This is a genomic window from Vreelandella sp. L-25 (assembly GCF_056857535.1).
This window is the reverse complement of sequence record NZ_JBSXNH010000084.1, coordinates 111,832-125,786: the sequence shown is the minus strand read 5'-3', so window position 1 is coordinate 125,786 and position 13,955 is coordinate 111,832. Positions and strand designations below refer to the sequence as shown.

Genomic DNA, 13,955 nt, shown 5'->3' with positions numbered 1-13,955 from the left:
CCTATCAACGCGACCCCGCAAGGAGGCCACGCCAATGAGTCATGATCTACACGAATCACTGCGCGATAACGTGCGTATTCTGGGGGACAGTCTTGGGCGTACCATCGCCGATGACTTAGGCCAGTCGTTTGTCGATAAGATTGAAACCATTCGTGCCCACGCCAAGCGCGGTCGCCAGGGCGACTCGCTTCAACAGCGCCAGCTCATCGAGTATTTGCGTCAGCTACCCGAGCGGGACCTGCTCCCGGTGACCCGCGCATTCAACCAGTTCTTGAATTTGGCCAATATCGCCGAGCAGCACTACCGGGCACGGTTCCGTCGGGTGGAGGATTACAAACCCGGTTCGCAGCCCGCGCTAGGGGAGCTCTTGGGGCGCGCTCAGCAGGCCGGTAACTCGCCCCGCAAGCTGGTGGAAACCCTGGCTAATATGCGCGTCGAGCTCGTACTGACCGCTCACCCCACCGAGGTCATCCGTCGTACGCTGATCCAAAAATACGATGCGATCGATGAGTGCTTGACTGCGATCGAAAGCTCCGAGGATTACCCCGAACGCGGCGCCCGCGCCCAAGGCCGCTTGGAAGAGCTGATTAGTCAGGCGTGGCATACCGACGAGATTCGTCACGAACGCCCAACGCCGGTGGATGAGGCGAAGTGGGGCTTTGCGGTGATCGAGAACTCGCTGTGGCAGGCGGTGCCGGATTTCCACCGCGACCTGGATAACCTGCTGCTGGACACTGCGGGCGAGCGCCTGCCGCTGGATGCCGCGCCGATTCGCTACGCCTCCTGGATGGGTGGCGACCGCGACGGCAACCCGAATGTCACCGCCAAAGTCACCCAGGAAGTGCTGCTGCTAGGCCGCTGGATGGCAGCGGATCTCTATCTGCGCGATTTAGAACAGCTCAAAACCGAGCTCTCCATGTGGAAAGCCAACAGCGCCCTAAAAGCCGAAGTGGGCGATGTGGCGGAACCCTACCGGGAGCTGCTCAAACGGTTACTAACCAAAATGGAAGCCACCCGCGACTGGGCAAAAGCGCAGCTGGATGGCCGCAACTACGATGGCGGGCCGATTATTGAAACCCGCGACCAAATTTACGCGCCGCTGCTGGCCTGCTACCGCTCGCTGTGCGACGTGGGGCTGGATACCATTGCCAACGGTGCGCTGCTGGATACCCTGCGCCGCGTGGCCGTGTTCGGCGTCACGCTGACCAAGCTCGACCTTCGCCAGGAAGCCAGCCGCCACGCCCAAGTAATGGAAGAACTCACCAGCTCCCTGGGGCTAGGCCATTACCAGGAGTGGAGCGAAACCCAGCGTCAGGAGTTTTTGCTGGCGGAGCTTGAGTCTCGCCGCCCGCTGATTCCCCGCCGCTGGGAGTGTTCGGCAGAGTCCCGGGAAGTCATCGATACCTTCAAGGTGATCGCCCAGGAGCACGCGGAAGCGCTGGGTACTTACATTATCTCCATGGCCGCCGAGCCCTCTGATGTGCTCACCGTGGCACTGTTGATGAAGGAAGTGGGTGGGCAAGTAACGCTGCCCATCGCGCCGCTGTTCGAGACCCTCAACGACCTGGACCACGCGGGGGATGTGGTTGATCAGCTGCTGGCGCTGCCGGGCTACCGCGCCCTGACGAAAGACCGCCAAGAAGTGATGATCGGCTACTCCGACTCCGCCAAAGATGCCGGTCAGCTCGCCGCCGCTTGGGCACAGTACCGCGCCCAGGAAGCGCTGGTGAACGTGTGTGAGAAACATGGTGTGGACCTAACGCTGTTCCACGGCCGTGGCGGCACCGTTGGCCGTGGTGGCGGCCCGGCTCACGCGGCGATTCTGTCTCAGCCGCCTGGCTCCGTGAACGGCAGCCTGCGGGTGACCGAGCAGGGCGAGATGATTCGCTTTAAGTTCGGCCAGCCGGATATCGCGCTGCGTTCCATGGAGATCTACGCCTGTGCGGTGCTGGAAGCCACGCTATTGCCACCGCCCGCGCCGGAACCCCACTGGCGCGAAGAGATGGATCAACTGGCCAAGGTGGCCCATGCGGCTTACGTGGGTGTTGTACGGGAAGATCCCGACTTCGTCCCCTATTTCCGTGCGGTGACGCCGGAGGGCGCGCTGGGTAGGCTGCCGCTAGGCTCGCGGCCCACCAAGCGCCGTCAGGATGGTGGCGTAGAAACCCTGCGGGCGATCCCCTGGATTTTTGCCTGGACGCAGATCCGCCTGATGCTGCCCGCTTGGCTTGGCAGTGGCGAAGCCTTCTCCCGCCGTCTGGAGCAGCCCGGCGGCCGTGAAGTGCTGCAAGAAATGCGCACCCAGTGGCCCTTCTTTGGCACCTACCTGGATATGTTAGAGATGCTGCTAGCCAAAGCAGACGTGGCGATTGCCGCCTACTACGAGCACCGCTTGGTGGACGAGCCGTCGCTAAAAGCGCTGGGCAAAAAACTCCGTGAGCGCTTCGAGCGTCTGGAAGACGTGGTGTTAGATATCCTGCAGCAGGAGAAACTGCTGGAGAACACGCCACTGATTCGTCAGGCGATTGACGTGCGCAACCCCTACATCGACCCGCTGCATGGCCTGCAAGCCGAGCTTTTGCAGCGTAACCGGGATGCTGATGGGGCGATTAGCCCAGATCTCTCCCGCGCGTTAATGGTCACCATGGCGGGTATTGCGGCTGGCCTGCGTAACACCGGCTAAGCTGAAGACAGCCCACCAGCGCCGCTACCGATGGGTGGCGGCGCTTTTCTTTATGTCCAGTGTTGGAGGCAGAAACATGACCACAGACGCTCAGGCCGTGCTGGCATTCTGGTTTCAGGAGTTGTCGCCAGCCCAGTGGTTTAAGAAAGATGCCCAAATCGACCAACAGATTATCGATCGCTTTGGGCGCTACCCGCATCGCAATGCGGTCTTGGGCAGAGCCTCGACTCCGGAAGAGGTCGAGTTCCTCAAGCAGCCCGGCTCCTCTTTTTAACGTTTATTTAGGCTATATGGCGATTTATGTCGTTACGAAAATCTACCCGTATCAATAAATACATCAGCGAAAGCGGCCTCTGCTCCCGCCGGGAGGCGGACCGCTTTGTCGAGCAGGGCAATGTGTGGATCAACGGCCGCCGGGCAACCACTGGTGACCAAGTGGTCGCGGGGGATCGGGTAAAGGTCAACGGCCAGGAGATTGAGCCGCAGGAAGAGGAGGATTTAGTACTGATCGCGCTCAACAAACCGGTGGGGATTGTCAGCACCACGGAGTCGGCAGAAAAAGACAATATCGTTGAGTTTGTGAAGCACGGCACGCGTATTTTCCCCATTGGGCGCTTAGATAAAGACTCCCAGGGGTTGATCTTTCTCACCAACAACGGCGACTTGGTCAACAAAATCCTGCGCGCCAACAACAACCACGAAAAAGAGTACGTGGTGACGGTCGATAAACCGATCACCAACGAGTTTATTGCCGGTATACAGGGCGGCGTGCCGATCCTTGGGCAGATGACCAAAAAGTGTCAGGTGGTTAAAGAGTCCACCTTTGTGTTCAATATCACGCTAGTGCAGGGGCTCAACCGCCAAATTCGCCGTATGTGCGAATACTTTGGCTACGAAGTGACGCAACTGGTACGTACGCGCATCATGAACGTCTCGCTGAAAGGGCTGGCGCTGGGGGATTGGCGTGACCTGACGCCCAAAGAGATCGAGACCATTGTTGCCCTCACCGAAACCTCAGATGTAGCGCCTGAGAAGAAAACATCTGAGAAGAAAGCACCTGAGAAGAAAAAAATCGCCCGACCCAACTACAGCGGCGGTAGAAGTAGCGCGCAGGATAAAAAGACGGCAGCAAAACGGGCCTCTTCAGGTGCCGGCGCGGGTAACAAAGCCCGCAAGGATCCCAAGGCAAAAGGGGCCGCTGCTGGTAAGTCAGGCGGCAAAGGAGCAGTGTCAGCGGGAAGACCGGCCACTAAAGGAAAGGGGAGGCCCGGGAGCCACTCTAGCGGCAAACCGGGCGCGCGTAAGGGCGCGATAAAGGGCGGACGCCCCAGCGGGGGTAAAGCTGCCTCCGGTAAGCCGCCTTCCCGGCGCAAGTAGTTCTCCATGACAGAGATGCCAACTTATATGAGTTACCTACTGGCGTGGTATGCGACGGCCAGCGTGATTACCTACGTTCTCTATGCGTGGGATAAGCGGGCCGCGATTAAACAGCGCCAGCGGGTGAGTGAGAAAACGCTGCACTGGCTGGCGCTGCTAGGCGGTTGGCCGGGGGCATGGTGCGCGCAGCAGCAGCTGCGCCACAAGACCCAAAAAACCAGCTTTCGACGCGTTTATTGGGCCACGGTGCTGCTCAATATTGCAGTGTTAGGTGGTCTTGTCGCGGTTATGCCACTGCGTTAGGGGCAAATAGGAAGTTAGCGATGAGCTCTTTGCCGCCCTCGGTGGCAAACGACTCCGGGTGAAACTGAATGCCGTGAATTGGGTAGTCACGGTGCTTTACGCCCATCAGCTCAAATTCACCCGCTGCCTGCCAGCGGCCGCGCTCAGCAAAGTTGTCGGCGGTGAGTGCACCTACTGTGGCGGTCACTTCTAGGCACTCTGGAAGTGTCGCCGCATCGGCAATCAGTGAGTGGTAGCGCATCACTTCAAGCTGGTCGGGCACGCCGTTGAATACCGATTGGTTATTGTGATTAATGGGGCTGATTTTACCGTGCATTGGCAGCGGCGCTTTGACCACCTTGCCGCCAAACACATGCACAATCCCTTGCATGCCTAAGCAAACCCCCAGCAGTGGCGTGGTTTTGCCCAGCTTCTCAATCACCTCGGCACATACGCCAAAGTAGCGCGGGTCATCCGGCGAGCCTGGGCCAGGCGAGATAATAATGCGATCCGGCGCCATGGCTTCAATCGCTTTAAAATCAATCTGGTTATTGCGCTTCACCATGATCTCAAAATGAGGCAGCTCGCCGCGATTCTTCTCCGTGGTCAGAATCTCACCAATAAACTGGTAAAGGTTATAGGTGAAGGAGTCGTAGTTATCGATGATCAGCACCTTCATGCGGGGCTCTCCGTTTCCGTATCCATAAAGGGGGCCAAGGCCTTGCGAGTGCCGGCGAATTTGCGGCGAATCTCTTCGTATTCATCCTCGGCGTTGCTGTCGTACACGTTGCCGCCGCAGGTTTGTACGTAGGCGCGCTCGCCGTTGACAAACACCGTACGGATCGGGATCGCAAAGGTGCAGTCGCCGTTGAAAGAGAACTGGCCCACCGCGCCGCCGTAGGGGCCGCGCCCATCGGTTTCTAGGTCATCGATGATTTTCATCGCTTCGATTTTAGGTGCGCCGGTTAGCGTGCCCGCCGGGAAGTTGCTGGCCAGCGCGGTGAACATGTCTTCGCCTTCGGCAATGATTCCGACGATCTCACTAGAGATATGCTGAACGTGGCTGAAGCGCTTGATATCCATTAGGCTGCGTACTTTCACCGTGCCAAACTGGGCCACTCGGCCAATATCGTTGCGGTGCAGGTCCACAATCATATTGTGCTCGGCGATCTCTTTGGGGTCGTTGAGCAGCGCGCGGGCAAGCTGGGTATCTTCCTGGGGCGTTTGGCCGCGCAGGGTAGTGCCTGCCAGCGGGAACGTCTCCATCTCGCCCTGGCGCAGGCGGAACAGCAGCTCGGGGCTCGCGCCAATCAGCTTCTGTTCGCCAAACTTCACGTAGTACATCTGCGGCGAGGGGTTGATGGTACGCAGCTGCTCGTAAAGCGCCAGGGTGTCGCCCTGAATGCGAAAACGCTTTTTAAAGCCCACTTCGCACTGAAAAACTTTGCCGTCGATGATGTCCTGCTTCACCTTGGCGACCGCTTCGGCGTGCTCGGCTTTGCTCATGGTGTCGCCCAGCGCTGTAATGTGCAGCGGGCCTGCGGGTTCGTCGTCGGCGTCGATCAGCGTCTGCAGAAACTCGTAGCGGCTATTGTCGTAGTAGAAGTAGGTGACTTCCCCGGTCATCTTGTCGAGGATCAAGCCGTCTTTATACAGCCCAAAGCGGAACGTATCGAAGTCGTCGCTGGCTTTCAGCGTCAGCGACGGCTCGAAGTACTGCATGGCGTCGTAGCCCAGGTAACCGCTTAATCCGCCCGCGTATTTGCGTGAAATAATATTTTGCGGGATCAGGCTGCGCAGCAGCTCGTAGGGATTGTCGCTCTGGTAATGCTTGGCATCGCCGTCGCGGTTTTCAATGGTCAGCGTGGTGCCATTGGCGTAGAGCGTGTACTCGGGGTCGAAACCAATGATCGAGTGGCGCGCCATGTGGCTATCTTCGCCCAGCGACTCCAGCATGTAGCAGGTATCGAAGTGCCGCTCGATTTTTTGAAATAGGGCAAAGAAGTCGCAGTCCGCCGCCAGGGTAACGTAGTGGGGCTTGCGGGGCAGGGTAAACGGCTGTGGGCCTGCCGCAGCGGCCGTATCGGTAGTGCTCATAAGTGATCATTCCGTGAAGAGGCTAACATCGTCAGCGCGCGTGATCCGCGTGACACGGTCGCAATACCCACGCCTAGGGTTTCGGCAATTTTGCGGTGGGGCACGCCATCGCGCAGCAGCTTAAAAATCTGTAGGCGTTTGCTGATTTCTTGGTACTCTGCTGGTGTCAGAAGGCTTGCCAGCGCAGCGTCCATGGCCTCGGGGGTCTCGATGGCCACCAGATGGCGTACCAGCTCAGTCTGATAGTGTGACGGAGAGAGGGGCATGAGTGAGTCACCAGCGGTCGATGTAATCCGTGTTAATGTACTAGTACGATAGTACATTAACACGGATAAACGCCGAGTCAAGAGACATCTCGGCTGGCAGCATCGAAAACTGGGATTAAAACGGCAGGTGTAGCGAAGCGCTGAGCATATTGAGGTGGCTGAGCGTGGCTGCATCGATACGCTCGTACTCGAAACGGCTGATCAACCGGTTGATGGTCATGGTGGCGCCGAAGCCTTGCAGTAGCGCCGTGCCGCCATCATCGGCCTGGGGCTGGTACGCTTCACCACGCCACTCGGTGAAGCCGGACTTGGCATAAATGCTGACGGCGCCCATGCGCACGCCTGCCACCAAGGCGCCACCCAGGCTCAGGGTGTCCATGAGCAGCGGGTTCATCTGGGAAGTAATGGGGACTTCTTCACTTTCGCGATAGGCGATCTCGGCACCGATATCCAGCCGGGGCAGCTGTTCGGGGCTGAATCCCGCGGTCAGCCGAAAGCCGGTGGTGTTGGTGTCCAGGCTGCTCAGGTCGCTGCCTTCCAGCACCACACCGTTATCGAGGCGCATCCATTCGCTATTGGGGGCTGCATAGGAGAGAGCAGGAGCGTCATCATCGGCCAAGGTGGCTTCTAGGGGTAGGAGCGTGCCGAACAGACTCAAGAGCAGGGTGCTTGCCAAGCGGTTCATTGGCGTTCCTCTTGTCCTTTCTTGTTGACGTTATCCCTAACAGACTAGCAACGGGCGCTGATTTCCACCACGTTAATTGCACCATTCGCCAAGTTTTCCAATAAATGTTTACCCATGCACATAAACCGTTCGCCAAACACCCACTGCGGGGAGAGCACACCGGTACGCGGGGCCTGCTCTTTTTGACGCTGGCGCTGGCGCCATTTAAGCGCGGTGTGGCTCCAGTCTTCGCAGTGTCGAATATCGAAGCCCGCCGTTTGCAGTCGCTGTGTCAATGCCGCCAACGTCAGCAAATGCGAGTGTGTCGGCCCTTCTGCCCAGGGCACCGGAAAACGCAGTGCCTCGCAGTGAGGGCCGCTGACCACCTCATGCATCACCAGCTGCCCGCCGGGGCGCAGCACGCGGCGGCACTCGGCCAGTACGCGTGCAGGATCGGGCATATTCATCAGGCTGTGTTGGAACAGCACAGCATCGAAGCTGGCATCACTAAACGGCAGTGCGCAGGCATCTCCCGTCACACAGCGCAGAGTGCCCGCTGATGAATCGTTAGGAGGCTGTGTCATTGCCAGTTCGCTGATGGCTTGATTCAGCACGTTAAAGCGGTGGGTAATATCCAGTCCGGTGAGATGAAAACCCAATGCGGCCCCCTGGCGCATCAATCCCCCCAGCCCTGCGCCAATATCCAGCGCCATAGGGGCGCTCTGATCGAGCAAATCCAAGAGCCTTTTCGATGCGGCGATACCGCCAATATGCAGCTGGTCGAGCGGTGCTAATTGATGCAGCGTGGGGCCATCGGGGTAGTGGGAGCTCAGTTGGTTAAGGATATCCTGGTCGCGCAGCGCTTGATGGTAGTGGTGGGCGAGGGAAGTGGGCATGGGGAACCTCGGTTGGTGCTAACGTCTCAGGATCAGAACAACCCTGGCGAACGCCTCCGCTACGGGTTGTTCTGATCGACAGTTGATCGTTGTAACAGCTTCGATCCCTTTTACTTTTGGTCTTCCAGCCCCAGCTCTTTAATCGAGATTTCGCGCATTTTGAATTTCTGAATTTTGCCGGTCACGGTCATCGGGAACTCATCCACGAACTTGAAGTAGCGCGGGATCTTGAAGTGGGTGATTTTGCCTTTGCAGTATTCGCGCAGGTCTTCCCCGGTAATCTCGCCCGCTGTGCTGTTGAGCTTCACCCAGGCAATCAGCTCTTCGCCGTACTTTTTATCTGGCACGCCGGTGACCTGTACTTCGGAAATCGCCGGGTGAGCGTACAAGAACTCTTCGATCTCTTTCGGGTAGACGTTTTCGCCGCCGCGAATCACCATGTCTTTGATGCGACCGACGATCTGGATGTAGCCCTCGTCATCCATGGTGGCCAAGTCGCCGGTGTGCATCCAGCCTGTCTCGTCGATGGCCTCAGCAGTGGCTTTATCGTTGTTCCAATACTTCAGCATCACGCTGTAGCCACGGGTACACAGCTCGCCGATTTCGCCACGGGGTAGAATGCCGCCGTTGCCGGGGTCGACGATCTTGCTCTCCAGGTGAGGCTGGGTGCGGCCCACGGTGGAAACGCGCTTTTCAATGGTGTCGTTCGCGCCGGTTTGCGTGGAGACCGGGCTGGTTTCGGTCATGCCGTAGGCGATTTGCACGCCCTTCATGTTCATCTTGTTGATGACCTGCTTCATGATCTCTGCTGGGCAAATGGAACCCGCCATAATACCGGTGCGCAGCGTCGAAAAATCGGTGCTGGCGAAATCCGGGTGCTCAAGCTCGGCGATGAACATGGTAGGAACACCATACAACGCAGTGGCTTTCTGCTCATGAACGGCTTTCAGCACTTTGCCGGGGTCGAAGCCTTCATCTGGGTAGATCATCGCCGCGCCGTGGGTCACGCAGCCCAGGTTACCCATCACCATGCCGAAGCAGTGGTAGAGGGGTACCGGGATGACCAAACGGTCTTCGCTGGTAAAGCCCATGCTTTCCGCCACAAAAAAGCCATTGTTCAGGATGTTGTGGTGGGAGAGTGTGGCCCCTTTGGGAAAGCCGGTGGTACCAGAGGTGTACTGGATATTGATCGGATCATCGAACTGCAGCGTGGCCTGTAGGTCGTCCACGTCGGTTTGGCTCACCTTGTCGGCTTCGGCGATGAAATCTGCCCAGCGCCACATGCCGCTGTGCTTGTCGGCGCTTAAATTAATCACGCACTCAAGCTCGGGCAGCTTCTGTGATTTTAGTTGACCTTCCGCGCAGCTGTTGAGTTCTGGCGCCAGCTCGAACAGCATCGCCGTGTAGTCGGAGCTTTTGAATTGGTTGGCGGTGACTAAAAAGCGCGCGCCGGACTGGTTCAGCGCGTACTCCAGCTCGTGGGTTCGGTAAGACGGGTTGATGTTCACGAGAATTGCGCCAATTTTGGCGGTGGCAAACTGGGCCAACGTCCACTCGCTGCAGTTGGGTGCCCAAATGCCCACGCGGTCGCCTTTTTGTACACCAATCGCGAGCAGGGCGCGGGCGCAGCGGTTCACTTCCTGCTGAAGCTCGCGGTAGCTCCAGTGAATATTCTGGTGTAGCGCTATCAACGCATCGTTATCCGGGTGCTGGGCGGCAATTTGGTCGAATTTATCGCCAATGGTCATGCCCAACAGCGGCTTTTCTGCGGTGCTGCTGGTGTAGCTGGGCAAGGTTGCAGGTGATGCCATGGTGAGTCTCCGATGTCTTTTTCTTATCTGAACGGGAAGTGACGCATTTTTAATTATTAGGTTGTTTGGGTGGCGTTATGCTTTGCTGCTTTTGGCACACCCTTTGGCGAGTGCCACTTTGGCACTGGGTTGACGGCCAAGCTGCTGAGTGATCCAGTAGCCGGTATCGATCACTGCCTGAAGGTCGATGCCGGTATCGATGCCCAGCCCTTCCAATAAATAGAGCACGTCTTCGGTGGCCACGTTGCCCGATGCGCCCTTAGCGTAGGGGCAGCCACCCAGGCCTGCCGTGGCGGCATCAATCACGCTCACGCCTTCTTCCAGTACGGCGTACAGGTTGGCAATCGCCATGCCGTAAGTGTCGTGAAAATGAGCGGCCAGTTTCTCAATCGGCACCTGCTGGCGAGTGGCTTCGATCATCCGCTTAGCGGCCAGCGGGGTCCCCACGCCAATGGTGTCGCCCAGGGAAACTTCATAGCAGCCCATCTCATACAGCGCTTTGGCGACATCCGCTACTTTATGGGGGGCAATGTCGCCCTCGTAAGGGCAGCCCAGCACGCAGGAGACGTAGCCCCGCACCCTCACGCCTACCTCGTTGGCGCGGGCAAGCACCGGCTCAAAGCGCGCCAGCGACTCGGCAATCGAGCAGTTGATGTTCTTCTGGGAGAACGCTTCCGATGCCGCACCGAATACCGCGACTTCCTCAACGCCTGCCTCCAGGGCGCCTTCTAACCCTTTGAGGTTAGGCGTTAGCGCGGAATACACCACGCCGTGCTGGCGCTGAATGCCGCGCATCACCTCAGCGGCATCGCCCATTTGCGGCACCCACTTGGGCGAGACAAAGCTGGCCGCTTCAATGTGGCGAATGCCCGCATTTGCCAGCCGCTCAATCAGCTCGATTTTGGTGGCGGTGGGCACCATGGTGCCCGGCTCGTTCTGCAGCCCGTCGCGGGGGGCCATTTCAAATAGCTTGATAGACGTAGGCAGTGCCATGTGTGGCTCCTATTCGCTGGGGGCAAAGTCGAGCAGCACAGCGCCCTGGCTTACCGTATCGCCTGCCTGGAAGTGGAAGGTCTCTACGCTGCCATCGGCGGGGGCGGTCATGGTGTGCTCCATCTTCATGGCTTCCATCACCATCAGCGGCATGCCTTTCTCCACCGATACACCGGGTTCCACCAGCAGCGCGACCACCGTGCCGTGCATGGGCGCGGTGAGGGTGGATTCCGCTTCGTGGTGGCCGTGGTCGATGGCGTCGATGCGCCGCCAGAACAGGCGGATTTCACCGCTGGGTTCGGCCATCACCACTACATGACCAGCTTTATACGCCTGTAAGCGGCGGCGGTGACCGTTGAGCGTGACGGCCACGGCATCGCCTTCCAGCGGCTGTAGACTGGCAGTCAGTGTGCTGTTGCCAATGGTGACCTGCCACTGGGTATCCAAGGTGGCGCGCTTGCCCTCTACCACGACCACTGCGCTGTCATTATCCGCGGCTTGAGCGCTTGCCGGGTCACACAGCGCAATGCGAATGGTGTGCGGCGCGTTCAGTCGGAAACCATCGTGGCGGCCCCAAGGGGAGTCGCTTTCGCACTCCTGGGCTAATTGATGCAAACCAATCAGCGCGGCGCTGGCATAGTCTTCTGTAGAAAACTGACGCGGAGCAAACAGGGTCGCTTCGTTGCGCTCGATAAAGCGGGTATCCAGCTCGACGTTCTTAAAGCCAGGGTGATTGGCTAAGCGCTGCAAGAAGGCGCGGTTGGTGACCACGCCCTGCACATCCAGCGCTGCCAGCGCCCGGTTGAGGGTGGCTAGCGCAGCGTCGCGGTCAACGCCATGCACAATCAGCTTGGCGAGCATCGGGTCGTAGTGCATCGACACCGTATCGCCGCTCTCCACGCCGCTATCCAATCGCACTTGATCAGCGCCTAGCCCTGCGCCTTCCAAGTCCAGCGCGAAGCGGGTGAGCAGGCCAGTGGCGGGCAAGAAGTCCTGCTCCGGGTCTTCGGCGTAAATGCGTGCTTCGAAACTGTGGCCGGTAATGGTCAGCTCGTCCTGGCGGCAGGGCAGCGGCTCGCCCATAGCGACTCTTAGTTGCCACTCCACCAGGTCTTGGCCGGTAATCATCTCGGTAACGGGATGCTCGACCTGCAGGCGGGTGTTCATCTCCATGAAATAGAAAGCGCCGTCCTGACCTGGTGAAGAGTCCAGCAGAAACTCCACCGTGCCCGCACCCACGTAGCCAATCTCCTGGGCGGCGCGAACGGCGGCATCACCCATGGCGGCGCGCAGTTCAGGCGTCATGCCGGGGGCAGGGGCTTCTTCGATGACTTTCTGATGGCGGCGCTGCACGCTGCAGTCCCGCTCGAACAGGTACACGCCGTTGCCGTAGCGGTCGCAGAACACCTGTACTTCCACATGGCGGGGCTGTACCAGATACTTCTCGATCAGCATGCGGTCATCGCCAAACGCGGCTTTAGACTCCCGGCGGCAGCCGTCCAGCGCGGCTTTGAAACCGTCGCCGCTCTCCACCACGCGCATGCCTTTACCACCGCCACCGGCGCTGGCTTTCAGCATGACGGGGTAGCCGATCTTATCGGCTTCGGAACGCAGCAGGGCATCGTCTTGGTCGTCGCCGTGGTAGCCGGGCACCAGCGGCACACCCGCGTTGGCCATGCGTGCCTTGGCCGCCGATTTGTCGCCCATGGCGGCAATGGCGGAAGCGGGCGGGCCAACGAAGGTAATACCGGCCTGTTCCAGCGCTTTGACGAAGGTGCCGTTTTCGGACAGAAAGCCGTAACCGGGGTGAATGGCGCCGGTGCCGGTGCGTTGGGCGGCGTCGATCACTGCCTCGATGTTCAGGTAGCTTTCCCGGGCGGCCGCCGGGCCAAGACGCACGGCCTCGTCGGCTTCCCGCACATGGCGGGCGGTGGCATCGGCATCCGAGTAGACCGCCACGGTTTTCAGCCCCAGACGGCGGGCGGTGCGCATCACGCGGCAGGCAATTTCACCCCGGTTGGCTACCAGTAGGGTATCGAAGGGGGTCGGGGTAGGCGTCATGAGCGTGGCTCCGCGGCGTGTTGGTGTTCTTCGGGGGATGTCCAGGCGGGGCGGCGCTTGTCGAAAAAGCTGGCCAGGCCCTCCTGGCCTTCTTCACTGACCCGCAGCTGGGCGATAACCTGGCAGGTGTGCTCGCGGGTGGCATCCGAGTCCGGGGCCTGGGCCACGCTGGCCAGCAGGGCTTTGGTTGCCCGCTGCGCCTGAGGAGAGCCCTTGGCCAGGGTGCCGATCATGGTATCGATGGCGTGATCCAGCGCATCGTGTGCGACTATCTGGTGGGCGAGCCCCAGCTGCAGCGCGGTAGGGGCATCCATGATTTCGGCGCTCAGCGCGTAGCGGCGCATCTGCCGTTGACCAAGGGCGCGCTGCACGTAAGGGCTGATCACGGCCGGTGACAGGCCAATATTGACCTCCGACAGGCAAAACCGAGCCTTCTCGGAAGCGATGACGATGTCGCAGCAGGCGGCAAGCCCGACCGCGCCACCGAACGCGGCGCCCTGAACGCGGCAAACGGTCGGGCAGGGCAGGGTATCCAGGCCGTGCATCAGCGCCGCAAGTTTACGGGAATCAGCCAGATTATCTTCCAGGTCGTAATCGACCATGCGCTTCATCCAGTTCAGGTCCGCGCCCGCCGAGAAGCTTTTGCCTTCAGAGCCGAGCACCACCACCCGTACGCCCCCTGAGCTTGCCAAGTCGTGCAGCTTTTCCAGGTGCGCGTTTAGCTCGGCAATCAGGCTATCGTCAAAGGCGTTATGCACCTCTGGGCGGTTTAAGGTTAGGCGAGCGATACCCGCCTCGATGACTAATGTTGAGTAAGCCATGATG

The 13,955-nt window shown here is 59.4% G+C and carries 12 protein-coding genes and 1 pseudogene; 4 read left to right on the top strand and 9 right to left on the bottom strand.

Annotated features, from left to right (window positions below):
- Positions 1 to 34 precede the first annotated feature (34 nt).
- From ppc to AC13CN_RS14480, 4 genes and pseudogenes are all read left to right on the top strand, one after another.
- Positions 35 to 2,683 (top strand): phosphoenolpyruvate carboxylase, encoded by a 2,649-nt coding sequence (gene ppc, locus AC13CN_RS14495; RefSeq protein ID WP_062375110.1) that lies wholly within the window; start codon positions 35 to 37, stop codon positions 2,681 to 2,683.
- A gap of 169 nt (positions 2,684 to 2,852) precedes the next feature.
- Positions 2,853 to 2,957 (top strand): annotated as a pseudogene (locus AC13CN_RS14490) (DUF924 family protein); the annotation flags it as partial.
- A 26-nt stretch (positions 2,958 to 2,983) separates the two neighbouring features.
- Positions 2,984 to 4,060 carry a 23S rRNA pseudouridine(2604) synthase RluF gene (gene rluF, locus AC13CN_RS14485; RefSeq protein ID WP_062375108.1) on the top strand — a complete coding sequence of 359 codons (1,077 nt, stop codon included), beginning with the start codon at positions 2,984 to 2,986 and terminating at the stop codon, positions 4,058 to 4,060.
- 6 nt (positions 4,061 to 4,066) lie between these two features.
- Entirely contained in the window at positions 4,067 to 4,363 is a 297-nt protein-coding gene (locus AC13CN_RS14480) for a DUF1294 domain-containing protein (protein ID WP_228219151.1), read from the top strand.
- Here AC13CN_RS14480 and AC13CN_RS14475 read toward each other — a convergent pair.
- The 9 genes from AC13CN_RS14475 to AC13CN_RS14435 form a co-directional block, all read right to left on the bottom strand.
- Complete coding sequence (locus tag AC13CN_RS14475; RefSeq protein ID WP_054640824.1) at positions 4,347 to 5,021, bottom strand: anthranilate synthase component II; 675 nt, start codon at positions 5,019 to 5,021, stop codon at positions 4,347 to 4,349. The genes AC13CN_RS14480 and AC13CN_RS14475 overlap by 17 nt on opposite strands.
- Positions 5,018 to 6,439, bottom strand: a complete 1,422-nt coding sequence (locus tag AC13CN_RS14470; RefSeq protein WP_062375106.1) for an anthranilate synthase component I family protein — start codon at positions 6,437 to 6,439, stop codon at positions 5,018 to 5,020. Before AC13CN_RS14470 ends, AC13CN_RS14475 begins: the two co-directional genes overlap by 4 nt.
- Entirely contained in the window at positions 6,436 to 6,705 is a 270-nt protein-coding gene (locus tag AC13CN_RS14465) for a Trp family transcriptional regulator (RefSeq protein WP_062375105.1), read from the bottom strand. The genes AC13CN_RS14470 and AC13CN_RS14465 overlap by 4 nt, the downstream gene beginning before the upstream one ends.
- Before the next feature lie 115 nt (positions 6,706 to 6,820).
- Positions 6,821 to 7,390, bottom strand: coding sequence for a hypothetical protein (locus AC13CN_RS14460; protein WP_058578062.1), 570 nt, complete (start codon positions 7,388 to 7,390; stop codon positions 6,821 to 6,823).
- Positions 7,391 to 7,434: 44 nt separating this feature from the next.
- Complete coding sequence (locus AC13CN_RS14455) at positions 7,435 to 8,265, bottom strand: class I SAM-dependent methyltransferase (RefSeq protein ID WP_058578063.1); 831 nt, start codon at positions 8,263 to 8,265, stop codon at positions 7,435 to 7,437.
- Positions 8,266 to 8,375: 110 nt separating this feature from the next.
- Positions 8,376 to 10,076, bottom strand: a complete 1,701-nt coding sequence (locus tag AC13CN_RS14450; protein ID WP_062375103.1) for an AMP-binding protein — start codon at positions 10,074 to 10,076, stop codon at positions 8,376 to 8,378.
- A 75-nt stretch (positions 10,077 to 10,151) separates the two neighbouring features.
- A complete protein-coding gene (locus AC13CN_RS14445) occupies positions 10,152 to 11,069 on the bottom strand; it encodes a hydroxymethylglutaryl-CoA lyase (RefSeq protein ID WP_062375101.1) in 918 nt (305 codons plus the stop codon).
- Between the two features lie 9 nt (positions 11,070 to 11,078).
- Complete coding sequence (locus AC13CN_RS14440; RefSeq protein WP_253557105.1) at positions 11,079 to 13,130, bottom strand: acetyl/propionyl/methylcrotonyl-CoA carboxylase subunit alpha; 2,052 nt, start codon at positions 13,128 to 13,130, stop codon at positions 11,079 to 11,081.
- Entirely contained in the window at positions 13,127 to 13,951 is an 825-nt protein-coding gene (locus tag AC13CN_RS14435) for an enoyl-CoA hydratase/isomerase family protein (protein ID WP_253557104.1), read from the bottom strand. The genes AC13CN_RS14440 and AC13CN_RS14435 overlap by 4 nt, the downstream gene beginning before the upstream one ends.
- Positions 13,952 to 13,955 lie beyond the last annotated feature (4 nt).